This window comes from Vibrio cincinnatiensis, assembly GCF_022113815.1.
GTDB lineage: Bacteria > Pseudomonadota > Gammaproteobacteria > Enterobacterales > Vibrionaceae > Vibrio > Vibrio cincinnatiensis_A.
In genome coordinates, this window is the sequence record NZ_SGOM01000003.1 from 207,663 (window position 1) to 231,906 (window position 24,244).

The following is a 24,244-nucleotide window of genomic DNA, read 5'->3' on the forward strand; positions in this document are numbered from 1 at the left end:
ATACATGACTTAGATCTATTTTTTATTGTAAGAAAAACTGCAAAATTGCACTCGATTTATTTCCTGTTCCCAAAATGAGTAAATTAAACATGAATACAACCACAAAGGTTTTATCGACCACACAATCTGCTGGTAAATGGACCTATAAAGATTTCGTATGGTCACTGTCACTCTTTGGTACAGCCGTCGGTGCGGGTGTCCTATTTTTACCGATTAAGGCAGGGGCAGGTGGTTTTTGGCCATTAGTTATTTTAGCCCTATTGGCAGCACCAATGACTTGGTTTGCCCATAAAGGACTGGCTCGTTTCGTTCTGTCAGCGAGCAAACCAGATTCGGATATTACCGATACAGTTGAAGAACACTTTGGTAAGACTGGCGCGAACCTTATCACTTTTGCTTACTTTTTTGCCATTTACCCTATTGTTCTCATCTATGGTGTCGGTATTACAAATACCGTTGATTCTTTCTTAGTTCACCAAATAGGTATGGCGTCGATTCCTCGCTGGTTGCTCTCTGGCGCACTCATTGCAACGATGACTGCGGGCGTTGTTTTTGGTAAAGAATTGATGTTAAAAGCCACTTCGGCCATGGTTTACCCTTTGGTGTTTATTCTACTGGCACTCTCCGTTTTTCTTATTCCAGAATGGAATACTTCAATGATGGAAACCTCACCGGATTGGTCGGCGATGCCCGTGGTAGTATGGCTTGCAATTCCTATCATTGTTTTCTCTTTTAACCATAGCCCAATTATCAGCCAATTCACAAAAGTACAGCGTCTTGAGCACGGTGACAAAGCGGTAGCAAAAACCGACATGATCACAGCAGGTTCAGCGATGATGCTGATGGGTTTCGTGATGTTTTTTGTCTTCTCTGTTGTGCTTTCGCTCACTCCAGAGCAGCTACATATGGCACAAGAACAAAACATTAGTGTTTTGTCTTACCTCGCTAACGTACATGAGTCGCCACTGATTTCCTATTTAGGTCCTATTGTGGCTTTCGCCGCTATTACTTCTAGCTACTTTGGCCACTTCTTAGGAGCACATGAAGGTTTGGTCGGGTTAGTCAAATCTCGTAGTCAATTATCCATCACAAAAATTGAAAAGATCTCGTTAGTCTTTATCGTTCTCACCACTTGGTTAATTGCAATTATTAACCCAAGTATTCTAGGAATGATTGAAACCATGGGTGCGCCAATGATTGCGGCCATCTTATTCATACTGCCTGTTTTTGCCATGCAAAATGTGCCAGCAATGGCAAAATATAAGACCTCTGTACCAGTACAAATTTTTACAGTTATTTGTGGTTTTGCCGCCATTAGTTCTGTAATCTACGGCGCTCTTTAATCTCTGCGTCAATGTATGAGCTTAAAACATATAAAATATAATGATAAATGGGCCTCCCTTTATTAAGGGGGGCCTGATTTTGAGGTAATCAATATGATTAGTGTATTTGATATCTATAAAATTGGTGTCGGTCCGTCCAGCTCACACACGGTCGGCCCAATGAAAGCGGGAAAACAATTTATTGATGACCTGCGCGCAATGGGAAAATTGCGTGACATCACTAAAATTACCGTGGATGTTTATGGATCATTATCACTGACAGGGAAAGGTCACCACACAGATATTGCTATTATTATGGGCTTAGCAGGAAATACCCCTGAAAAAGTCGATATTGATGCAATTCCAAGTTTCATGGCTCGTGTTGAAGAAACCGAGCGACTTCCAGTCGGCATGCACTGTCATACTGTTGCCTTCCCTCGTGAAGGTGGCATGAATTTTCACAAAACCAATTTATCGCTTCATGAAAATGGTATGCAAATTCATGCTTGGATCGATGATGAGGTCGCTTATGCTAAAACTTACTACTCTATCGGTGGTGGTTTTATCGTGGATGAAGAAAGTTTTGGTCAAACGATTGAATCTCCTATTCAAGTCCCCTACCCATTCAGTAGTGCTGAACAATTAGTGAATCAATGTAAAGATCATGGTTTATCAATCAGTACCTTAGTCATGGCCAATGAGAAGGCTCTTCATTCAGACGAAGAAGTTCGAAGCTATTTTGCCAATATTTGGCGTACGATGCGTGAATGTATGGAACGAGGAATGAGCACAGAGGGAATTCTGCCCGGACCTTTACGTGTACCTCGCCGTGCTGCCGCGTTACGCCAACAATTATTAACCTCAGAAAAAATTACCAACGATCCTATGGCAGTGGTGGACTGGGTAAATATGTACGCCTTTGCTGTCAATGAAGAAAATGCGGCGGGAGGCCGTGTTGTTACCGCTCCAACCAATGGAGCATGTGGCATTATTCCCGCGGTACTGGCCTATTACGACAAATTTATCCAGACCGTAACAGAAAAAGATTATATTCGTTATTTCACCGCCTCTGGTGCCATTGGTGGCCTTTATAAACAAAATGCGTCAATTTCTGGTGCAGAAGTGGGTTGCCAAGGTGAAGTGGGTGTGGCCTGCTCAATGGCTGCAGCAGGTTTAGCCGAACTATTAGGCGGTAGCCCTGAACAAGTGTGTATGGCCGCAGAAATTGCCATGGAACATAACTTAGGGTTAACGTGCGATCCCGTTGCCGGTCAAGTCCAAGTTCCTTGTATTGAACGTAACGGAATTGCTGCAGTGAAAGCCATAAACTCCACTCGCATGGCAATGCGCCGCTCTTCTGAACCACGTGTCTCCTTGGATAAAGTCATTGAAACCATGCTTGAGACAGGGAAAGACATGAATGCAAAATACCGAGAAACCTCTCAAGGAGGATTAGCGGTTAAAGTAATCTGCTAATTTCAGTATAGCCCATTGTGCTTATAAAGCCTGATACTCTACCATCAGGCTTTTTTGTTTCTTTACGCATCTTTACTTAGCTTTACCTAACAACCGCTTGTTTTCTCTTAAGATAACGTTATAAATGGTGATAATCATTCTCTTTTATGTGCTGGTTCACTTTTATTACCATGTCATTACTTATTACAAAGAAAACCACTCTCACGCTATTCATCGTGATTTTTATCCTAATCGTACTGGGTTATACTTTGTATCCCAAGCAGAAAGCGCTGACCTACGTCACCGATACCGTTCAACGCGGTAATATCGAAGAAACCGTGCTTGCTACCGGTATGCTTCAAGCTTCAAAATTGGTTGCAATTGGAGCCCAGGTTTCCGGTCAAATTGAGGCTCTTGCGGTTAATTTAGGGGATAATATTCAGCAAGGCGATTTAGTGGCTCAAATCGACAACCTAACTCAGCAAAATAAACTCAAAGAAGCCCAAGCCTCATTAAACAGCTTAAATGCCCAATACCAAGCCAAACAGGCATTAATTCGTCAAGCTCAAGCTGAATTCAATCGCCAAAAAGCCATGTTGGCAGATAACGCCAGTTCACTGGCAGATTATGAAGCCGCTCAAGCTTCTCTTGCCGTGTATATTGCCGAACTTGAACAGTTAAAGGCACAACAGGAACAAGCCAAAATTAGCGTTGATAGCGCAAAGCTCGATCTCAATTATACGACCATTCGAGCCCCCATGAATGGAACGGTCGTTTACAATGCGGTAGAGGAAGGCCAAACCGTCAATGCTAATCAAACCACCCCTACCATTATTGAGCTAGCGGTACTCGACACCATGACCGTAAAAGCTCAAATATCAGAAGCCGACATCATTAAAGTCACTCCGGGGTTACCTATCTATTTCACCATTCTAGGCCAACCCAATAAACGCTATTCCAGTACATTACGTGCTATTGAGCCCGGCCCAACGTTAATGACAGGCAATGACAGCAACCTTTCAATCAGTAATGACGAGGCGATTTACTATCATGGTCTGTTTGATATTGATAACCCTGATGGTCTATTGCGTATCGGGATGACCGCTCAAGTCACCATTGTTTTACGACGCTCAGAAAACGCGCTATTGATCCCCGCTCAAGTGCTCATCAGACAACCGGGACCAAAACCTCGCTACCAAGTTCCTGTACTAGAAAATGGTCAACAGGTATTTCGTGACGTTAAAATTGGTATTAACAATAAAGTGAATGTAGAAATTGTTGAGGGGCTCAATGAAGGTGATACGCTTATTTTAGGTATGCCAAACACGCTTAATGACAGTACGAGCCGTCGTATGGGACCACCGGGGATGCGTTTCTGATGTCGGATGCTTTATTAAAAATTGTCAATGTTTCTCGCCATTTTACTTCTGGTGATGAAACACTCACCGTCTTAAAAGAGGTCGATCTTACTATTGCTCGAGGTGAAATGGTTGCCATCGTTGGCGCTTCAGGCTCGGGCAAATCCACCTTAATGAATATCTTAGGTTGCTTAGATACTCCAAGTTGTGGTGAGTATTGGATCAACGGACAAAACACCTCACAACTGAATGCTGATCAACTGGCTCAGCTCCGCCGTGAATATTTTGGTTTTATTTTTCAACGCTACCACCTGTTAGGGGATTTAGATGCATTAGGGAATGTCGAAGTCCCTGCTATTTATGCAGGTTACGATAAGCATTCTCGCCATGAAAGAGCACGCAAACTGCTTGATCGATTAGGGCTAGCTGACAGGCTTGATCACAAGCCGAATCAATTAAGTGGCGGACAGCAGCAACGTGTCTCGGTTGCCAGAGCCCTCGTTAATGGTGGAGATGTTATTCTTGCCGATGAACCAACAGGTGCACTTGACAGTAAAAGTGGTTCAGAAATGATGCAACTGCTACAAGAGCTACATAGCCTCGGGCATACCATCATTATTGTTACTCACGATATGCACGTGGCTCAATATGCCGATCGCATCATTGAGATCAAAGATGGTGAGATTCTCAGTGATCGTATCAAACCATCAGCCAATGATGCACCACTCTCGCCTGTTCTTCCCGATAGCCCCCCTCCATTCAAGACGTCAACTCTTGGTCGTAGCCAAAAGTGGATCGACAATTTTTGGGAAGCATTAAAAATGGCGCTGTTAGCCATGTCAAACCATCGGTTAAGAACCTTCTTAACCATGCTCGGGATCATTATTGGTATCGCCTCGGTAGTTTCTGTCGTAGCACTCGGAAATGGTTCACAAAAATCAATTTTAGACAGCATCGCCTCCATGGGCACCAACACGATTGATATTATGCCCGGAAGCGGCTTTGGCGATCGGCGCTCAGGACGCATTCGAACCTTAACCGCAGAAGATGCACAAGCGCTGCAATCTCTGCCGTTTATTGACAGTGTCACCCCTACCGTCAATAGTTCAGCCACCATCAAATTTAGTAATCAATCCGTCACTGCTTCCATACAAGGGGTTGGGCCAGATTTTTTCCGGGTCCGTGGCTATGAACTCGCCAAAGGACAATATTGGGACCAATCCAGTGTTGATAACTTAGCCCAAGAAGCCGTTATAGATAACAATACATTAACGGCCCTTTTTGCTAATGAGAACCCGATTGGTAAAGTCATTTTTGCAGGTAAACTCCCTATCCGAATTATTGGCGTGACCTCGGCCAAAGAGAGTGCATTTGGAAATAATGATGCCCTCAATATATGGGTTCCTTACAGTACGATTAACGCGCGGATGATGCGGCAAAATCACCTTAATCGAATTTCTGTGCGTGTCGATGACAATATTCCAAGTGATGCGGCTGAGCAGGCCATTATCTCTTTATTAACCATGCGCCACGGTATTCAAGATTTTTTCACCATTAACACGGATACTATTCAGCAAAATATACAAAAAACAACGGCCACCATGACCTTACTCATTTCCGCCATCGCCGTCATTTCATTAATTGTTGGTGGAATTGGCGTAATGAATATTATGCTAGTTTCGGTTACTGAACGAACCCGAGAAATAGGGGTTCGTATGGCTGTCGGCGCAAGACAGCACGACATTTTACGTCAATTCCTCATCGAAGCTGTGCTTGTTTGTCTTTGCGGTGGCATTATCGGAATTGCCCTCGCCTATTTAATCGGAATCGGTTTTTCCTCTTTCGGCAGTAGTTTTACCATGATCTATTCTAGCTCCTCGATCATCTCCGCATTTTTGTGCTCAACATTAATTGGCGTTTTATTTGGCTATCTTCCTGCAAAAAATGCCGCTCAGTTAAACCCTATTGATGCACTTGCACGGGAGTAAAATATGTTACCTTCGAGTCAATATTCCAGCTTAGCTTTGTCCATGTTGTTACTGTTTGGCTGTTCAACTCAATATGAAGCAGTAGAGCCTTCTGTTTTTATTGCTGCAGACTGGCATACGCCTCAACAAGAGACGAGTAAGCTGTGGGAAAGCCAATGGTGGAAGAGCTTTCAAGATCCTAAGCTTAACCAGTTAGTTGAACGTGTTTTGTCCAGCAACCATGACCTTGCACAGGCCACACTCACCTTAAAACAAGCTCGCTTAAACGCTGATTTAGACATGGATCAGCGGATTCCCGATCTCTCCGCGGGCGCATCAGGCAGTCGTTCAAAAGATCTCAACCATGGAGAAACATCTAAAAACTATCAGGCTAAAATCAGCATCAGTTATGAACTTGACTTATGGGGTAAGCTTTCAGCTACGATCGATGAAAGTCAGTGGAGTGCCCTAGCTACGCAACAAGAACGAGAAGCCACAGCACAAAGTTTAGTGGCGACTACCGCTCAACTCTATTGGCAGATTGGCTATTTAAAACAACGAATAAGCCTAAGTCAGCAAGATATTGACAACGCAGTGCAAACTCTCAGTCTTGCTCAAAGCCAATATGCCCATGGTGCAACCTCACGCTTGACCGTATTAGAAGCCAAACGCTCACTGGCTGGATTGGAAGCGGCACACCGTGATTACCAACAACAATATCGACAAGCCAGTAATGCCTTAGCTATTTTGTTTGAGCAGACCCCAGACCAAACCGATATTGAGATCGATCAACTGCCAGACCAAGACTTACCCTCGATTTCAGCAGGGATACCCGCTGAGGTTTTGGGTCGAAGACCTGATGTCAAACAAGCGTTGTATCAACTCCAAGCTTCTCTTGCAGCCAAGGAAAGTACTCGCCGCAGTTATTTCCCCGCACTCACACTGACAGGAGCTTTGGGTGGATCATCCACTGAGCTAAAAAAACTTCTGAGCGATCCCATAGGAACTTTAGGGGCCGATCTAACTCTGCCGTTTTTAAATTGGAATGAAATGCAGCTAAAGCGTGATATTGCACAAGTACAGTATGAATCGGCCGTTATCACTTATAGAAAAACCTTGTATGCCGCCTTTCAGGATGTGGATAACGCCTTATCTGCCCGAGAGAATTACCAATATCAAGCAGAAAAATTAGCACAGCAGTGGCAAAGTGCCGCTGAAGCGACTCGAATATATCAAAGCCAATATCAACATGGGGCAATAGAAATTAAAACGCTACTGGATGCCCAAGAAAACGAACGTAATGCTCGCGCGGCTTTATTGGAAAATCATTATCAACAACTGGTGACCCTAAGTACCCTTTATCGGAGCCTAGGAGGTGAGGTGATCCTCAGCGAAGCAGGAAGTTAACCATCTTTGCCCAAGCCAATATCATGGCTTGGGCGCAGTATTACCCAGTATAGACACACCCTGCTGTACAGGTCTCTTTAATTTCTACTTTACTTAATAAAGGCAGGTTGGGTTTCAATTGTTGCCAAATCCACTTTGCTAGCACTTCACTGGTTGGGTTTTCTAACCCTTCAATATCATTTAAATAATAGTGATCCAGACGTTCATAAATCGGCTTAAATGTCGCTTTAATTTCTGCAAAATCGACTAACCACCCAGTATGAGGATCCACCTCACCTTCGACATAGAGTCGAACTAAGAAAGAGTGCCCATGCAAACGACCACATTTATGCCCTTCTGGTACATGTGGTAGACGGTGGGCGGCCTCAAACATAAACTCTTTATAAATTTCGGTTTTCATCTCACTACTCGGGCTTTGAAAAGAGAGGCAATACTACGGAATCTACTCAACGGAGACAAGAGCCATAATCCAGCCCAATCTGTACGCTAAACTCAGATATTCGCGCCAATTTCACCCAATGGTTCCAACAATTGGCGTCATTACTCAACCAATTTACGCTTTCGGACAAGAATTGAGCGGTGAAATGATATTAAAGGTTGATGCGGAAAAATTGACAGGTAATATGTGCCATTGAATCTGTAAAATTTAATCCAACCCAATGTTTAGCCTATTTTTAAACAAAAAATACCGTGAATGAACATTGGGTTGAATTTTTACCTCAATGGAGACTATAACAAACATGACTTACGCGCCTGTAAAAGACGTATTAAGCGGTAAGCTTGCAGTAGACAGTGAAGTCACTGTTCGCGGCTGGATCCGTACACGTCGTGATTCCAAAGCTGGAATCTCTTTCCTTGCCATATATGACGGCTCTTGTTTCGACCCGATTCAGGCCGTGGTCCCGAATAATCTCAATAATTATCAAGATGAAGTCTTAAAACTGACCACTGGATGCTCTGTTGAAATTACCGGTACTGTGGTGGAATCCCCAGCTAGCGGGCAAGATTTCGAGCTCGCGGCTACCCATGTAAAAGTGGTAGGTTGGGTTGAAGATGCTGAAACTTATCCAATGGCAAAGACTCGTCATTCCATTGAATATTTACGAGAAGTCGCCCACCTCCGTCCACGCACCAACGTAATTGGTGCTGTAGCTCGCGTGCGTAACTGCCTTGCTCAAGCCATTCATCGTTTCTACCACGAACAAGGTTATTACTGGGTTTCTGCTCCCTTGATCACTGCATCTGATGCGGAAGGGGCTGGGGAAATGTTCCGAGTTTCTACACTAGACATGGCCAACTTGCCACGTAAAGACAATGGCGACATCGACTTTAGCGAAGACTTCTTCGGCAAAGAGACCTTTTTAACGGTATCAGGCCAGCTCAACGCGGAAGCTTACGCTTGTGCCTTAAGCAAAGTGTATACCTTTGGCCCGACATTCCGCGCAGAAAATTCAAACACCAGCCGCCACTTAGCAGAGTTTTGGATGGTTGAACCGGAAGTGGCGTTTGCGGATCTCAATGATGTGGCTCAACTGGCAGAAGATATGCTCAAATATGTCTTTAATGCCGTATTAACCGAACGTCGTGACGACCTTGAGTTTTTTGCTTCTCGTATCGATAAAGAAGCCATCACACGTTTAGAACAATTTGTTCAATCAGATTTTGCCCAAGTTGACTATACCGATGCGATTACTATTCTGCTCGATTCTGGTCGTAAGTTTGAATTTGATGTGGAATGGGGTATCGACCTTTCTTCTGAACATGAGCGTTACTTGGCTGAAGAACACTTTAAAGCGCCCGTTATTGTGAAAAATTATCCAAAAGACATTAAAGCCTTCTATATGCGCCTTAATGAAGATGGTAAAACTGTCGCGGCAATGGATGTTTTGGCCCCAGGTATTGGTGAAATCATTGGTGGTTCACAACGTGAAGAGCGTTTAGACGTACTTGATGCACGCATGATTGAGATGGGTATCGACCCTGAACATATGAGCTGGTATCGTGATTTACGTCGCTATGGTACCGTACCTCATGCAGGGTTTGGTCTTGGTTTCGAACGTCTCGTTTCTTATGTTACTGGCATGGGTAACGTGAGAGATGTCATCCCATTCCCTCGCACACCACGTAGTGCTAACTTCTAAACCATCTGTGTAAAAAAACCTTCGCTAAGCGAAGGTTTTTTTTCATTTTCCACCGGACTATGGTTGTCACTGCGCAACCAGAAAGGTATAAATAGCTGAAATCAATCTTCTCACCTTAACTTTACATGGATGAATATTATGTTTGAAAAAGTTGTCGCAGCCCCTGCTGACCCTATTCTTGGTTTGACGGAAGAGTTTAAAAATGATCCTCGAAAAGAGAAAATCAATTTGGGTGTGGGCATCTACAAGAATGAAGCGGGTGAAACCCCTGTTCTTGCGACAGTAAAAAAAGCCGAAGCCGCACTGCTTGAATCAGAAAAGACAAAGTCTTATCTGACTATTGAAGGAACCGCCGAGTACGGGCTTGCTGTACAAAAACTTTTATTTGGTGATCAATCAACAATCGTCAATGAAAAATTAGCGAAAACGGCTCAAGCTCCTGGTGGTACAGGTGCACTACGTGTCGCCGGTGAATTCATTAAACGTCAGTTAGGTGATGTTAAAGTTTGGATCAGCAACCCAACATGGGCGAACCACCATGGCGTATTTAATGCTGCTGGGTTAGAAACCGTTCAATACACTTACTACAACGCAGCAGCCAAAGATAAAGACTTTGCAGCGATGGTTTCTGACCTTCAGCAAGCAAACACAGGTGATGTTGTCCTATTTCACGGTTGCTGTCACAACCCAACGGGCATCGATCCAACATTAGAAGAATGGGAAGTGTTGGCAAAATTAGTAGCAGACAAAGGCCTATTACCACTGTTTGACTTTGCTTATCAAGGTTTTGCAAAAGGGGTGGAAGAAGATGCAGCTGGGCTGCGAATTTTTGCGCAACATAATCAAGAAATTTTAGTGGCCAGCTCTTTCTCAAAAAACTTTGGCCTGTATAACGAACGAGTGGGTGCTTTCACCTTAGTTGCGGGTTCAACGGCAGTTGCAGAAACGGCATTTTCCCAAGTAAAAGCCATCATCCGCTCTATCTACTCCAACCCTCCTGCACACGGTGCGGCAGTGGTAACTTATATCCTCAACAACGCAGAACTTCGTGCGGAGTGGGAAGCGGAAGTGGCAGAAATGCGTGAACGTATTCAAGAAATGCGCGAACTCTTTGTTACTACCCTTAAAGAAATAGGGGTAGCGGCTGACTTTAGCTTTATTGAACGTCAAAATGGTATGTTCTCATTCTCAGGCCTAAGCAAAGAACAAGTACAGCGCTTAAAAGAAGAACTGGCTATCTATATTGTAGGCTCTGGCCGTATCAGTGTTGCTGGTATGACAAAATCAAATATGTCACCACTGTGTAATGGAATTAAAGCGGTATTATAACGGCTTCTCTCCTTCCTTGATGAAAGAGTTGGCTTCGCCAGCTCTTTTTTTCTTTCTCATTTTATCTATCACCATTGAATAGATAAAAGCATAAGTAAAATTGGGGATGCTCAGCGTAATAAACTAAAATCGTGTAGTATGTAGGGCTTAGACTACTCAATACGTCACCTTCTGACCAATTCAACCTTGGCTAAGGTTGGTTTATTCTACTCCCTTTCTCAGAAAACACAGGAGCCACTTAATGGAAGCCGAATTACTAGAAATAAAAAACTTCCTCTCTCAATATCCTCCTTTTAATGAGCTTCCTGAAAATATATTGGAAGATATTGCCCATCACGTAGAAATTGCCTACTTCCGACAAGATACTCCAATCATCCATGCGGGCGACCACATTCAAGATCTGTACATGATAAGGAGTGGGGTTGTTGAAATTTATCGACGCAAGGGCGAACTGTATAACCGAATCACCGAAGGTGGCCTGTTTGGACAAATGGGGCTACTAACCAATAACAAGGTCAGCTTCCCCGTTACAGCAATTGAAGATACGTTAATCTATTGCATTCCTGAAGCTGTCTTTCAACAACTCTATGATGAATATGATACGTTTGCCGATTATGTTGAAGTTCAAGATAATGCACGTTTGCGCCAAGCCATTTCGAATACGGCTGAACAAAATGATTTAACCACTGCCAAGGTCAAACGATTATTGAGCCGTGAGGCACCTTTTGTTTATAACGATGCATCCATTCAAGATGCTGCCATTAAAATGTCTGAAGAAAATGTCTCATCATTGCTGATCATTGACCCGAGTATTATGCAAGATAATGATGATGACAGCAGCCCTGTAGTTGGAATCATTACTGACCGCGATTTATGCCGACGAGTGATTGCTACCGATCTCGATCATAGCCAACCCGTCACCGAAGTGATGACCAGTGAGGTGATCTCCCTAGATCACAATGCCTATGTTTATGAAGCCATGCTCACCATGCTGCGCTATAACGTGCACCATCTTCCAGTGCTAAAAGAAAATAATCCCATCGGTATCATAGAAATTACCGATATTGTTCGTTATGAATCGCAAAACTCACTATTGCTCGTCAGTAGCATTTTCCAACAAAACAGTGCTGATGATTTAGCCCAACTCTCTAAACAAGTGAAAGATGCTTTCGTCCGTTTAGTGAACGAAGATGCAAACTCCCATATGGTTGGCACCGCGATGTCAACCATTGGGCGTAGTTTCAAACAACGCATTATTGAATTAGCAGAAGAAGAATTTGGCCCCGCCCCCATCCCTTATTGCTTTTTAGCATTAGGGTCAATGGGGCGAGATGAGCAGCTGATCGTCACAGATCAAGACAATGCGATTATTTTAGATGACAGCTATGATGAAGCCTCTCACGGTGACTATTTCGCCAAACTGGCAACATTTGTCTGTGATGCATTGGATAAGTGCGGTTATAGCTACTGCACTGGCGATATCATGGCGACCAACCCCATGTGGCGAATGACTCGCCAGCAGTGGGAAGCCTGTTTTGCGGATTGGATTGATAACCCGAACCCGAAAGCCCTGCTTAATGCTTCCATCTTTTTTGATTTAGATGGCGTCTATGGGCGCTTAAAATGGGCAGAACAGCTCAATGGCTTTATTGTTCGTCGAGCGAGACGCAACAACCGTTTTCTTGCTTGTTTAGCACGTAATGCTCTGAATCGTACACCACCACTAGGGTTCTTCAAAAATTTTGTAATGGAAAAAGATGGTCGTCATAACAATTCGATTAACTTAAAACGTCGGGGTACCGCCCCCTTGGCTGATTTAATCCGCGTTCATGCCCTCGCCGTAGGCTCTCGTTCAAAGAACTCTTTTGAACGGTTAGATGATGTCATTGATGCCGGGATCCTCCCCAAAGGTCGAGGGCAAGATCTGCGTGATGCATTAGAATTTATTTCGATGGTTCGTATTCGCCACCAAGCCTTCGATGTGGAGAATGATATTCAACCAGATAACAATATTGAGCCAGAGCATCTTTCTGAATTTGAGCGTCGAAATTTAAAAGATGCGTTTCAAATATTGAGTAATGCCCAGAATTTTCTCAAATATCGTTACCAAGCCAGCAGTAATTTTAAATAAGGGTGATCATGAAACGAATTTTTCAAGCGCCCAGTATAGACTGGCCTTATAAGTATCGAGCCAAACAGACGGTCGTTCAAACACCTGTGCTACAACATTTTTATCACGCTGAGATTGCCAATGGGAACACCGAACTTGGTGAGATGGAGTTTGTGGCTATGGACTTTGAAACGACGGGTCTAAATGCAGATAAAGATGAAATCATCACCATTGGTTTAGTCCCCTTTACTTTGCAGCGTATTTATCTCAACAGAGCAAAGCATTGGACCGTTCGACCTCGCCAAAAATTGGATGAAGAGTCGGTCATTATTCATGGCATTACTCATAGTGATATCATGGGAGCCCCAGATTTAAGTGACATTATTGATGACCTACTTGAGCAGTTAAGGGGCAAGGTCGTGGTCGTACATTTTCATAAGATCGAGCGTGAATTTTTGGATCACGCCTTTCGACGCCGAATTAATGAAGGAATCGAATTTCCCATCATTGATACCATGGAAATTGAAGCGCAAATACAGAAAAAAATGACCGCAGGCCTTTGGAATAAGTTAAAAGGTAAAAAAGCCCAGTCTCTACGCTTAGGCCAAGCCCGACAGCGTTATGGCTTGCCTGCTTATCATCCTCATCACGCTTTAACCGATGCTATTGCCACCGCTGAATTGATGCAGGCACAAATTGCGCATCATTATACACACCAGCATCCAGTGCGTTTGTTCTGGTTATAAAAAGAGGAGCCTTGGCTCCTCACTATTACCTTTCGCTACGGTCTACAATTTAAATCGGCGGATTTCTTGATCAAGCTGATAAGAAAGCTGAGAGAGTTCCGCTGCTTGTGAGGCAGCTTCATGAGCCTCTTGGGCTAAGTCATTAGAAGCATCGCGGATCCCCACCGTATTACGCGTTATCTCCGATGTAACAGAAGCTTGCTCTTCTGCCGCTGATGCAATTTGAGTCGCCATATCACTAATGCTCTCAACTGCTTGGTGGATCTGCATCAGGCTCGCGGCTGCAGAGTTCGCATCGTCAACACTGGTATCAGCTAAGCGACGGCTATCATTCATAATTCCTACCGCTTTGCTCGTTGTGCCTTGTAGCATTTCAATCATGCTTTGAATTTCTTGAGTTGAAGCATGCGTACGTTGACTTAACACTCGGACTTCATCTGCCACAACCGCAAAACCCCGACCTTGTTCACCCGCTCGCGCCGCTTCAATCGCCGCATTCAGTGCCAATAGGTTGGTTTGCTCCGCAATACCTTGAATCGTCGAAAGAATGGTACTGATCTGATTGCCATGCTCCTCCAGTTCTTGAATAACATCCGTTGCAACCTGAACTTCTTGTGCTAACGAGTGAATGGAGTTCTGTGTTTGTGATACTTGTTTGGATCCATGAGAGCAAGCATCAACGGCTTCTGATGAATGTTGTGCCGTGTTTTCAGAGTTATTAGCAATCTCTTGAGTTGCAGCCGCCATTTCATTAATGGCGGTTGCCACCATATTGACTTCATCTTGCTGCATACGAATACGGGCACTTCGCTCTTCCGCATGAGCTGCCGTCATTTGAGACTGAGCAGACAGTGACTGAGAAATCTGGCTTAACTGGCTGACCATATTGTGCATATTGCCAACAAAAATATTAAAGTTTTTCGCTAATAGCCCAACTTCATCATCACTGCGAGGTTCTAAGCGTTGAGTCAAATCCCCTTCTCCAGTCGCTATCTCTTCCAATGCTTTTGACACTCGTTGTAAATCACGAAATAGAAAGCTAACTAACCAAGAAACGATCAGAACAACAATAATCGTAATAATCAACGCCGTCACCAATAAGCCAGTCAGTAATTGGCTATGGGCTGCATACTCCGTTTCTTTATCCATTTGTACGGCAAACACCCATGGAGTATTTGGTACTTTCGTAAAATAGAAGAAAGTTTCTTGTCCGTTGAGATTCAGCTCAAGTAACTGCTGACGATTTGCCGCCTGCTCAAGAACGGTCATGTTGAGGGCTTTATTAAGTGAAGCAATAGGCTTGAGCAATAACGTCTTATCGGGGTGAGCTAGAAAGTTACCTTCTTGCGTATCGATCAGCATGGTATAAGCTTTATCTCCAGCATCCATACTCAACACGTCATTAATTAGCTGATCAATTAAAACATCCGCCCCAACAATACCCGCAAATTGTCCATTATGACGAACCGGTTCCGCTATTGTGACTAATAGCGCGTTAGTTATTGCATCTTGGTATGCGGTAGTGATGATTTGTTTGCCCGCTGAAGCGGCATCTTTATACCATGGGCGAGTTCGGGGATCATAATCAGCGCGATTTCTCTCTGGATGAGAGCGGTACATCTCGCCATTGGGTGTGCCAAAGAAAATATCATCAAACCCGCCCGCTTTACGTGCTTGCTGCAGGAATGGCACGACATCAGGCTCAGCACTGTAATCATTAAATGCACTAGAGATCTCTTTACGAATTGAGATCCAATCGGAGATCCCTTTTGTTGCAGTCGAAGATATGGCTTCTGCACGAGCCACAATACCACGGCTGGTTTGTTGTTTAAGTTGATCGGCCGATAACCAAGTCAGAGCGGCAGCCATCACAAGAACGGCTGAAAGGCTTGAACCTATAAGCTTTTGTTTTAGAGTTAGTTTCATTGTAATTAATCGTCGAAAAAAGGAACATTGCGGGCAAGATAGTAACGGCATTTAATGTGCTTTGCACGAATTATGTAAAAATGAATTCACACAAGCTAAGTTTTTGCTTTCAATCATATTTACGTCAAATTAATGACAACAAATTGCCCAACGACCGTTCGAATTTTGACAATAAAAAAACGGGTAAAAACCCGTTTTTTTATTGTTTCGCCTGCTATGACGATTTTTTCTGTTCCGTCCGCATCCCCATAATCAGGCTGACGCACATCAATAAGAGAATCAAAGTAAACGGTAATGCAGTAGAAATAGCACCTGCCTGTAGTGCCTGTACCGCTTCAGTCCCTCCTATCCATAATAAAGCAATTGCAATCGCCCCTTCCATAACGGCCCAGAATATACGCTGTAAAACAGGAGCATCCATTTTTCCACCAGCAGTAATACTATCAATCACAAGCGAGCCTGAATCTGATGAGGTAATAAAAAAGACCAAAACCAGTACAACTGCAATGATAGAAAGCCATGTCCCCATTGGCAGCCCATCAAACATTTGGAACATAGCCAGTGAGACATCAGTTAAACCTTTATGACCTAACTCACCCACACCATTAATGACTTCCTCAATCGCCAACCCACCAAATACCGACATCCAAATCACCGTCACTGCGGTTGGTACCAGTAATACCGCCGTAATAAATTCACGAACAGTGCGGCCTTTAGAGACTCGAGCAATAAACATCCCAACAAATGGTGACCAAGAAATCCACCAAGCCCAATAGAATACCGTCCAACCTTGGAACCACGCCTCATCGGTGCGGCCATGAGGGTTACTGAGTGGAATGATATTTTCAATATAAGCCATCAAAGTCGTTGGAATGGAAGCAAAGGTGACGGCATAACCAATGATGGCGACTAAAATCAGTAATAAAAAAGCCACAATCATATTGATGTTGGAAATCACCTTAACGCCGCCATCAATACCTCTAACAACCGATATCGTTGCCAGCAGCGTTACCCCAACAATTACCGCTATTTGTAAATGTATTCCCGCATCCAGGCCAAAAACATGATGAATCCCACTGGCTGCCTGTTGAGCCCCTAACCCTAATGAAGTCGCCAATCCAAATAATGTGGCTAATACTGCAAGAATATCAACGACATGGCCAGCCCAGCCCCAAGCTCTGTCCCCAAGAATTGGGTAAAAAATAGAACGGACAGACAATGGTAAGCCTTTGTTATAGCAGAAAAAAGCTAAAGAAAGCCCAACAACGGCATAAATAGCCCAAGGATGAAGCCCCCAGTGGTACATGGTTGCGCCCAGAGCTAACTTTGCCGCTTCAGGTGTATTCGCTTCAACGCCGAGTGGCGTTTCATACCAGCCGGTAAAATAGGCGACAGGTTCAGCAACGCTCCAAAACATGAGGCCAATCCCCATTCCAGCGGCAAACAGCATCGATAACCAAGAAATGAAGGAGTGATCGGCAACCGCCCCTTCACCACCTAAACGAATTTTACCAAATGGGGAAATGATCAAGCCTAAACAAAAAAGGACAAACAGATTGCCAGACCAGATAAATAGCCAGTCAAATGTTCCTATAATCTTCCATTTCACCCCATCAAGGACATTTTTAGCCGTATCCGCATCACTAAACAGAGTTACGACTAAAAACAGTACAATCAGACCAGCACTAATACCAAACACCGGATTATGGACATCAAAGCCCCACTTCTGCACATTGTCTTGCCCGACGGTGTAATCGGTACTATCAATGCTGTATTTATCAATTCCTCGTGTCATTTTCTCTCTCTTTTATTGATTCTAAATAGAACTCAATAACCACGACAACGAAATAAATTCTCCGACAAGTTGCGGATAATCCCACCAAATATATTTCGTACTCATAACTATAGAGTGTAATAACCGTGAAGCATGGTACACAAAAAGAGATAAAGATCTAGAAAAACAGCCACAAAATATCGTAAAAACGCTTAAACACTGAAATTTCGTTCAAATAATAACCAGAACAAGAGTTAAATTACTTTGACAACAAAACATTAATACTCTTTGTATTTTTGGAAAGATTTTTATACATGGAGAGCCAAAAAGAAGGAGTTCAATACTTTCAAATTTATTACAACTAAGGTATGGTCCGAGCTAATTTCTCCAGATGTTGTAGGTAGGTATTGTGGAAAAGCATGAAGAAGTGTTGGTGGCGATCCGCCAAATCATTCGAGCCATTGATTTACACTCCAAAAAGTTGAGTAAACATGCTGGGTTGACGGGGCCACAATTGATTTTAATGCGTTCGATTGAAGCATTAGGAGAAGTGACCATTCGTCAACTTTCAAAGCATACCAATATGAGCCAAGCGACAGCGACCACTATATTGGATCGTTTAGAACGGAACCATTATGTACAACGAGTTCGAAGTAGTACTGATAAACGCAAAGTTCACGCTTATTTGACTGAGGAAGGAAGAGCCCTGCTCGCAAAAGCACCTCAGCCACTGCAAGACAGTTTTGTAGAACAATTTCGACAATTAGATGATTGGGAGCAAAGCCTGTTACTGTCATCTGTTCAACGCTTATCTTCGATGATGAATGCGGAAAATATGGATGTCGCGCCTATGTTGGAAATTGGCAGTATCACCAAAACAGAATAAGGCTTTTCTAAGTATCCTATCTGGTTTATAAAGAATAAAGCCCCGAAAATTTCGGGGCTTTATTCTTTATTGGAAACAAATTACAGGGCTTTATAAATAACTTTATTACCAGCTAGTTGCTCTTTTGCAACTAAATTTTCTTCCAGTAGTTTTTTTAAAGCTCCAGTAGCCCAAGAAGCCGCTTTTGAATCTTCTTGCCCTGCAGCCAAGCCGATCGCTTTAGGATTAATACCGTCAGCATTGGCAGCAACAATTTCTAATACTTGCTGTTGCTTTGGTGTTAATGCTATTTCTGCACGAGACTGAGCAGAAACCTTGGCTACATTTGATTGAAGTGGTGCTTTCTTTTCAACAGCAGGTTTCGCCGCTACAGGCTTAGCCGTTTTCGGTGCACTGGCAAGATTTGCAACAATCGCTTTAATCCGTTTTTGCAGTTTAGCCTGTACTTTACGCTTATGAGCAAGTCTCATCGGGGATCTCTCTCCATTTCACTGCACCGAGTGCAGTGGTGAAAATTTGAAGCGCGTTTTATAACAAAATTTACAGACTATTTGTAGGGGATAGGTCAACTTCATCCAGAAAAGCCGACATTTTACTGACAAACGACTAAAATTTCATCACACATGAAGAAGGTGATGCACAAGAAATTCTCCCTTTTTCCCAACTGTCAGCCACGAGGTTTGTATGCCAACGCTACACCTATCCAATTATCCTTTTTATTCTTCAACTGAGATAAAACGTCTGTTTGGGGTACCTTTCATCATAATTATTGCACTAATCACTACCTTCATTGATTGGCCATACAATGCTTTATTATCCTCAACCCTGTTATTGATCGTGGGGATTAGCTACGGAGCACTATGTAAAAGTTGGGTCGGATTTACCCTCACCGCCACTCATTTCCAACAACATTTTTATCATGGTGGCTGGGTGGTTAAATGGAATAATATCCGACAGATCGGAGTATGCAGTTATCAACAAGAAGGATGGCACCAGCCTTTACCTTGGATTGGTATCCAATTAAAAAACTATTCTCCTTTTTTAGACGCTATTTGCCCTCGAGTCGCCAGAGATATGCTGATGAACCAAAGAGCCCTCCTCTACTTAGGGGCTAAGCAGAAGGGGAAAACGATCCTTTTTGAAGAGATTGTTCTAGATTCAACCCCCTATAAAGATGAAGATGGTCGTCTTTATACCGGATTAATGGCTATGCTTGCCAATAGAATGCACTATCAACGGGAATATTACGACTTTGATGTCTATATCGCCGAAGCTGATCTTGATCGTAATGCTGACGAATTTGTTGGTTTGGCTCGGCGCTATCTCGCAGCCGCCGAACCTGAAATAAAGCAATAGAAGGGTATCAATAGAGCGGCATTTCATCTGCCACAAATGGGTTATTGGCTCGCTCATGACCAAACGTCGAGGTAGGGCCATGGCCTGGAATGAAAGTCACATCATTGCCCAGTGGCCATAATTTGTTTTTGATTGAGTCAATTAAAGTATTGAAATCCCCTTTAGGAAAATCTGTACGTCCCACACTGCCATTAAAAAGTACGTCTCCAACAAACGCCAATCGAGCTTGTTCGCTAAAGAGAACAATATGACCAGGTGTGTGCCCAGGGGTATGTAATACAGCCAAAGTTTGTTGGCCAAAAGTAATGGTATCCCCGTCTTCTAACCATTGGGTCGGTTCAAAGGCTTCTGTCAATGGAAAACCAAACATTTGGCTTTGCCCTTCTAGCCCTTGCAACCAAAAATTATCAGCCTTGTGTGGACCAATAACCTCTATTCCACCTAATAATTCAGCCAATGATTGAGTTCCTCCAACGTGGTCTAGATGACCATGTGTCAACACAAGCTTAACTACACTCACACCAAGCTCATCTATCAGCCTATTAAGTTGTTTAACATCACCGCCGGGATCGATAACAATGCCTTGCATCGTTTTATCACACCAAACAATGGAGCAATTTTGTGCAAAAGCTGTTACAGGAACAATTTGATATTTAAGAGACATGGGAAAACCTGTTCAATAACCATAAAATATGGCAGGAACTATGACATTCTCCCCGGAATTTGACAAGTCAGGCTCCTCGCCATTGACGAACCGCACCAGTATCAATGTGGATAAAGTTACTCTTGGGATAATAACCCACACCGCCTGCTTTTAATTTCAGTGCAGCAGTATGTACGGAACCTAACTCTACACCTTCCAATCGAAAGTCGATGGCTTGGCCAAGCATATGTAAACTCTTTTTTGCCACCCCTCCACCACGACTATTGCTGCGAAGTAGCTCATTCGTAGCGGGTGAACGATAGCCAGAAATAACCTCAACTTTTGCTTCTGTTCCAAGTAAGGCCTGAATACGAGAGAGTTGATCGAAGAGCTGTTTATCCATTGGGTGAACTTCATTACGACGAAAGTCTCGACAAAGGTGATTTAGCCGCTGCAGTTCAGATCGCACATATCGATGGCCATTAAAATAACAAGATTCAAGGCTCTCCCCAGTATGCAGATTATTCAAAGTTAATACTCTAGGCTCTTGAGCTAAAGAGGCATGAACAAATGAAGGAAATGCCGCAGCAGAAGCTACACCCAAACCGGTTAATTGCAGGAAACGACGACGAGATAAATGCAAAACAACACCTTCATGATTCACTTTTTACAGAATGAAGGCGAAAAGTAGCGAAGTCCGAGCCTAAGATCAAACCTTTCATTGTTACAATTCGAGCAACTTATCCAATTAAAAAGCTTAGTTATTGACAATAAAGACATTATCTTTGTGTCATTTTTTAGTCAACATTATTGAGAAATAACGCGATCAAGGTGGTAAATATCATCACGAAAATGTAACTGACCACCATCAAACCACGTGGTTTGATAAATGATCTGAACCGGAATGCGCTGTTTCAGGGCAATGGCATGATTCGTGTCACTACTTTGAGGTGAAAATTCTTGATCATCTAGCCCCTGCTTCTTAAGCAACATCGTGGCAAATAAATCGGCATTTTCAACACGAATACATCCGGAACTAAACGCTCTAGAATGATAATCAAATAGATGCTTACTTGGCGTGTCATGCAAGAAAATAGCCCGCCGATTGGGGGTATTAAATTTATAGCGTCCCAGTGCATTTTTATATCCAGCTTGTTGACGAAGACGATAAGGAAAAGATTTGGGTTGCAAATTTTCCCAATCAATTAAGGTAGGATCCATTGTTTGCTGTGAGCCCCAATTGGGTAATATCTCAATATGATGCTGCGTTAAATATTGCTTATCCCTTTTGGCTATTGGCAAAATATCTTCCACCATAATTTTATAAGGCACATTCCAAGTTGGATTAACAATTAGTGAGTCTAACCGAGTCGTCATGACAGGCGTTGGACGAGTAACACGCCCCACCACAACTTTAGATCGAAAGACCGCTTCTCCTGCATGCCAATAGTTAAGCTCAAAATTCGGTACATTGACCACTATAGAGGTAGTTGAACTTGGCCATAAGCGCATACGCTCCGCATTTAAAGCAATTAATCCTAGGCGGGCATCTACCGATAAGTTCAACCACTTTAATGTATTGGGTCCAATAATCCCATCTTGTGGTAATCCATGCCGTTTCTGAAACTGCTTAACAGGTTCAACCAGAGAATTATCATACCAAGAGACATCATTGCGTATCGCAGTGATATCGATATTCACTAAAGCCAAACGTTGAATCAGTGTTTGCCGATCATCCAATTTATCCCCAACTCTTTTTAACCCACTTTGCTGATAAAGGGCCAGTGAGGTCTGGCTTAGTGGACGTAAAAAGCGATAAGCATAAATTAACTGCTGATAGGCAGGATCTTGTGGGGTATATCGATAGATTAAGTGATCCAGAGTCTTTGAACCAATAGCAACATGCAAACCAAAGAGCGCACCTTCCGTCGGAAGTGGTAAAATATGCTCTAACTTATTGCCATTAAAAAACCACCCCATCCCCTCTTTAGGCGACAGCTCTGCATAACTTAGATACATGAGCAACGTATCTGTTGCGAGCAAATCATATTTAAACCAAGCCTCCTGTTGCCGCATCTCGCTCAGTTGCTTTAATCGCTGAGTAAAAAGAGGGCTGATTTTAGCCCGATGAATCAGATCCAATTGCTCTTCAAACTGCATACGGCTAAGCATATCCGTCCATATCAGTTGATCATTATTACGGCGGTAGATCTGTTCTAGCTGCTCGGGATAATAAAAAGAAAGCGAATGTGCTTCATCACGGGTTAACCACTCCAACGTTGTAAAGTAGGGCGTCGCAGCAAGGGGGAAGCTGAATAAAATGAAAAGCCCAGCAATTAAGAAACGATGTTTCATCACAGCACTGCCTCACAAAGTTAGCATTGAACTAAGTATGGCAAAAGAACAGCATTTAACCAACTGTTCAGAGGAGTCGTCAAACATAAAAAAACCTCATCGTAATGAGGTTTTTATCACATCTAAAGTTTTAAGTTATGCTTACCATGGGCGACTTTGGCTTGCAGGTATTTTTCATTACCATGTTTAATATGTGCGGCAGTATTCACAACTTCAACAATCTCGATACCCTGTTCTTTTAACTCTCGCACCTTTTTAGGGTTATTCGTCACCAGACGAATTTTCATCACGCCCAGCGCTTTAAGCATTTGTGCAGCTTCAGTAAAGTCACGGAGATCATCACTAAATCCGAGATGGTTATTTGCTTGATATGTATCCATCCCTTGGCTTTGTAACCGATACGCATCAATTTTGTTATACAACCCAATCCCACGCCCTTCCTGACGCAAATAGAGAATAATACCGCCATGCTCTCCCATTTTATTAATGGTTTCTTCTAACTGTTCGCCACAGTCGCATCGAGATGAATGAAACACATCGCCGGTTAGGCATTCAGAGTGCATTCTCACTAAAGGAATAGGCTGGGTTTTATCTGCGGATTGGAAGATCACCGCCACATGCTCTTTCTCTGTTTTTAGCCCTTGGAATGAAAGTATTTCCGCATCAATGTTACTTTTCAAACCCACTTTTAAATCAACTCTGGCTCTTACTTCCGCCATATCTGCACTCACTTGAATTTTTCTGGCTGCATGCTGGAATGGTATGCATCTTTCTACGCTATTGTGACTTTACTATGGGGATTACTTTCCTCGTTTTCAACGAAAAGTTCACAATTTCAATATTTGTTATATTATAACAATTTCAAAAAACGGCAACAAAAAACCCAGCTTTCTTTACACATAAGCTGGGTTTCTTTACTAGCGACTATCGCGGAAAAGTTCACACTTGTGCTAATGACTCTGTGATTTTTTCCATACCGTCAATTCCACCCAAATCTGCTCTAATTGTTTCAGCTCTTCTGCCGTTAATAGTGATAAGGTTGTTTTTCCTTGAGATAAGGGATAAGACTGAAAGGCACATATCTGCGCATAAAAATCTTTTTTTAATTGCGTAATGACTGCGTAGTCCACTGGATGCCCCGATCAAAATAGTTTAGTGATAATTCATAAAAAATAAATACTACCATTTCCTTCTATTAACTGACAATTATATTTTTATTTCTGAATAATTATCACAATCACATTATAAAAAGTGATGAGTAGAAATAAATAATAAGAATGATCATTTTGTCTCATTATTAGATCAAACATAAATTATCAGCCGATATTCATGATTTTTATTCATAGATATCATAAATAATAAAAATAAAGATCTTATACATTACCAGTAATACACCATTCTATTTTACTATAAATAAGCATCTATTTAATATTTTCGTTCAGAGAGCCACTGGTTTAATTGAGCTAAAC

20 protein-coding genes are annotated in these 24,244 nt (G+C 42.8%); 11 read left to right on the forward strand and 9 right to left on the reverse strand.

The features are described 5' to 3' along the window. Positions 1-89: 89 nt before the first annotated feature. From EXA13_RS05955 to EXA13_RS05975, 5 genes are all read left to right on the forward strand, one after another. Positions 90-1,343, forward strand: a complete 1,254-nt coding sequence (locus tag EXA13_RS05955) for an aromatic amino acid transport family protein (RefSeq protein WP_238132361.1) — start codon at positions 90-92, stop codon at positions 1,341-1,343. 93 nt (positions 1,344-1,436) lie between these two features. Next, positions 1,437-2,798, forward strand: coding sequence for an L-serine ammonia-lyase (locus tag EXA13_RS05960; protein WP_238132362.1), 1,362 nt, complete (start codon positions 1,437-1,439; stop codon positions 2,796-2,798). 170 nt (positions 2,799-2,968) lie between these two features. Then, entirely contained in the window at positions 2,969-4,156 is a 1,188-nt protein-coding gene (locus EXA13_RS05965; protein ID WP_238132363.1) for an efflux RND transporter periplasmic adaptor subunit, read from the forward strand. Further along, a complete protein-coding gene (locus EXA13_RS05970) occupies positions 4,156-6,123 on the forward strand; it encodes a MacB family efflux pump subunit (RefSeq protein ID WP_238132364.1) in 1,968 nt (655 codons plus the stop codon). The genes EXA13_RS05965 and EXA13_RS05970 overlap by 1 nt, the downstream gene beginning before the upstream one ends. 3 nt (positions 6,124-6,126) lie before the next feature. Beyond that, positions 6,127-7,509: an efflux transporter outer membrane subunit gene (locus EXA13_RS05975; RefSeq protein WP_238132365.1), complete on the forward strand. Its 1,383-nt coding sequence runs from the start codon at positions 6,127-6,129 to the stop codon at positions 7,507-7,509. A gap of 40 nt (positions 7,510-7,549) precedes the next feature. Here EXA13_RS05975 and queD read toward each other — a convergent pair whose 3' ends face one another. Next, positions 7,550-7,909, reverse strand: a complete 360-nt coding sequence (gene queD, locus EXA13_RS05980) for a 6-carboxytetrahydropterin synthase QueD (protein WP_238132366.1) — start codon at positions 7,907-7,909, stop codon at positions 7,550-7,552. Between the two features lie 340 nt (positions 7,910-8,249). Here queD and asnS point away from each other — a divergent pair, with 340 nt between their 5' ends. The 4 genes from asnS to EXA13_RS06000 all read left to right on the forward strand — a co-directional run bounded on the left by asnS (position 8,250) and on the right by EXA13_RS06000 (position 13,835). After that, positions 8,250-9,650: an asparagine--tRNA ligase gene (gene asnS, locus EXA13_RS05985; protein WP_238132367.1), complete on the forward strand. Its 1,401-nt coding sequence runs from the start codon at positions 8,250-8,252 to the stop codon at positions 9,648-9,650. Between the two features lie 138 nt (positions 9,651-9,788). Next, positions 9,789-10,979, forward strand: a complete 1,191-nt coding sequence (locus tag EXA13_RS05990) for an amino acid aminotransferase (protein WP_238132368.1) — start codon at positions 9,789-9,791, stop codon at positions 10,977-10,979. Positions 10,980-11,220: 241 nt separating this feature from the next. After that, entirely contained in the window at positions 11,221-13,110 is a 1,890-nt protein-coding gene (locus EXA13_RS05995) for a DUF294 nucleotidyltransferase-like domain-containing protein (RefSeq protein ID WP_238132369.1), read from the forward strand. An 8-nt stretch (positions 13,111-13,118) separates the two neighbouring features. Next, the gene (locus EXA13_RS06000) at positions 13,119-13,835 is read left to right on the forward strand and encodes a 3'-5' exonuclease (protein ID WP_238132370.1); all 717 of its coding nucleotides are present in this window, start codon (positions 13,119-13,121) and stop codon (positions 13,833-13,835) included. Positions 13,836-13,877: 42 nt separating this feature from the next. Here EXA13_RS06000 and EXA13_RS06005 read toward each other — a convergent pair whose 3' ends face one another. Next, positions 13,878-15,761, reverse strand: a complete 1,884-nt coding sequence (locus tag EXA13_RS06005; RefSeq protein WP_238132371.1) for a methyl-accepting chemotaxis protein — start codon at positions 15,759-15,761, stop codon at positions 13,878-13,880. A 214-nt stretch (positions 15,762-15,975) separates the two neighbouring features. Next, positions 15,976-17,556, reverse strand: coding sequence for a BCCT family transporter (locus tag EXA13_RS06010; protein WP_238132372.1), 1,581 nt, complete (start codon positions 17,554-17,556; stop codon positions 15,976-15,978). Between the two features lie 388 nt (positions 17,557-17,944). Between EXA13_RS06010 and EXA13_RS06015 the strand changes: the two genes are divergently transcribed. Beyond that, complete coding sequence (locus tag EXA13_RS06015) at positions 17,945-18,421, forward strand: MarR family winged helix-turn-helix transcriptional regulator (RefSeq protein WP_238132373.1); 477 nt, start codon at positions 17,945-17,947, stop codon at positions 18,419-18,421. An 80-nt stretch (positions 18,422-18,501) separates the two neighbouring features. Here the strand turns inward: EXA13_RS06015 and EXA13_RS06020 are convergent, their stop codons facing one another. Beyond that, positions 18,502-18,891 (reverse strand): MarR family transcriptional regulator, encoded by a 390-nt coding sequence (locus tag EXA13_RS06020; protein ID WP_238132374.1) that lies wholly within the window; start codon positions 18,889-18,891, stop codon positions 18,502-18,504. Positions 18,892-19,105: 214 nt separating this feature from the next. Between EXA13_RS06020 and EXA13_RS06025 the strand changes: the two genes are divergently transcribed. Then, entirely contained in the window at positions 19,106-19,777 is a 672-nt protein-coding gene (locus EXA13_RS06025) for a DUF2982 domain-containing protein (protein ID WP_238132375.1), read from the forward strand. 7 nt (positions 19,778-19,784) lie between these two features. Here the strand turns inward: EXA13_RS06025 and EXA13_RS06030 are convergent, their stop codons facing one another. The 5 genes from EXA13_RS06030 to EXA13_RS06050 form a co-directional block, all read right to left on the reverse strand. After that, positions 19,785-20,441 carry an MBL fold metallo-hydrolase gene (locus EXA13_RS06030; protein WP_238132376.1) on the reverse strand — a complete coding sequence of 219 codons (657 nt, stop codon included), beginning with the start codon at positions 20,439-20,441 and terminating at the stop codon, positions 19,785-19,787. A 67-nt stretch (positions 20,442-20,508) separates the two neighbouring features. After that, a complete protein-coding gene (locus EXA13_RS06035; RefSeq protein WP_238132377.1) occupies positions 20,509-21,063 on the reverse strand; it encodes a YcbK family protein in 555 nt (184 codons plus the stop codon). 164 nt (positions 21,064-21,227) lie between these two features. Next, positions 21,228-22,775: a L,D-transpeptidase family protein gene (locus EXA13_RS06040; RefSeq protein ID WP_238132378.1), complete on the reverse strand. Its 1,548-nt coding sequence runs from the start codon at positions 22,773-22,775 to the stop codon at positions 21,228-21,230. Positions 22,776-22,897: 122 nt separating this feature from the next. Then, complete coding sequence (locus EXA13_RS06045; protein ID WP_238132379.1) at positions 22,898-23,494, reverse strand: GTP cyclohydrolase II; 597 nt, start codon at positions 23,492-23,494, stop codon at positions 22,898-22,900. Between the two features lie 231 nt (positions 23,495-23,725). Further along, positions 23,726-23,905: a hypothetical protein gene (locus EXA13_RS06050; RefSeq protein WP_238132380.1), complete on the reverse strand. Its 180-nt coding sequence runs from the start codon at positions 23,903-23,905 to the stop codon at positions 23,726-23,728. Positions 23,906-24,244: the final 339 nt, after the last annotated feature.

What these genes read in the sequence shown, in the direction of transcription:
- EXA13_RS06040 (WP_238132378.1), bottom strand. Translation starts at nt 22,775, where the DNA reads ATGAAACATCGTTTCTTAATTGCTGGGCTTTTCATTTTATTCAGCTTC.
- EXA13_RS06025 (WP_238132375.1), top strand. Translation starts at nt 19,106, where the DNA reads ATGCCAACGCTACACCTATCCAATTATCCTTTTTATTCTTCAACTGAG.
- EXA13_RS05990 (WP_238132368.1), top strand. Translation starts at nt 9,789, where the DNA reads ATGTTTGAAAAAGTTGTCGCAGCCCCTGCTGACCCTATTCTTGGTTTG.
- asnS (WP_238132367.1), top strand. Translation starts at nt 8,250, where the DNA reads ATGACTTACGCGCCTGTAAAAGACGTATTAAGCGGTAAGCTTGCAGTA.
- queD (WP_238132366.1), bottom strand. Translation starts at nt 7,909, where the DNA reads ATGAAAACCGAAATTTATAAAGAGTTTATGTTTGAGGCCGCCCACCGT.
- EXA13_RS06000 (WP_238132370.1), top strand. Translation starts at nt 13,119, where the DNA reads ATGAAACGAATTTTTCAAGCGCCCAGTATAGACTGGCCTTATAAGTAT.
- EXA13_RS05975 (WP_238132365.1), top strand. Translation starts at nt 6,127, where the DNA reads ATGTTACCTTCGAGTCAATATTCCAGCTTAGCTTTGTCCATGTTGTTA.
- EXA13_RS05965 (WP_238132363.1), top strand. Translation starts at nt 2,969, where the DNA reads ATGTCATTACTTATTACAAAGAAAACCACTCTCACGCTATTCATCGTG.
- EXA13_RS06030 (WP_238132376.1), bottom strand. Translation starts at nt 20,441, where the DNA reads ATGTCTCTTAAATATCAAATTGTTCCTGTAACAGCTTTTGCACAAAAT.
- EXA13_RS05960 (WP_238132362.1), top strand. Translation starts at nt 1,437, where the DNA reads ATGATTAGTGTATTTGATATCTATAAAATTGGTGTCGGTCCGTCCAGC.
- EXA13_RS05995 (WP_238132369.1), top strand. Translation starts at nt 11,221, where the DNA reads ATGGAAGCCGAATTACTAGAAATAAAAAACTTCCTCTCTCAATATCCT.
- EXA13_RS06020 (WP_238132374.1), bottom strand. Translation starts at nt 18,891, where the DNA reads ATGAGACTTGCTCATAAGCGTAAAGTACAGGCTAAACTGCAAAAACGG.
- EXA13_RS06005 (WP_238132371.1), bottom strand. Translation starts at nt 15,761, where the DNA reads ATGAAACTAACTCTAAAACAAAAGCTTATAGGTTCAAGCCTTTCAGCC.
- EXA13_RS05955 (WP_238132361.1), top strand. Translation starts at nt 90, where the DNA reads ATGAATACAACCACAAAGGTTTTATCGACCACACAATCTGCTGGTAAA.
- EXA13_RS05970 (WP_238132364.1), top strand. Translation starts at nt 4,156, where the DNA reads ATGTCGGATGCTTTATTAAAAATTGTCAATGTTTCTCGCCATTTTACT.
- EXA13_RS06045 (WP_238132379.1), bottom strand. Translation starts at nt 23,494, where the DNA reads ATGGCGGAAGTAAGAGCCAGAGTTGATTTAAAAGTGGGTTTGAAAAGT.
- EXA13_RS06010 (WP_238132372.1), bottom strand. Translation starts at nt 17,556, where the DNA reads ATGACACGAGGAATTGATAAATACAGCATTGATAGTACCGATTACACC.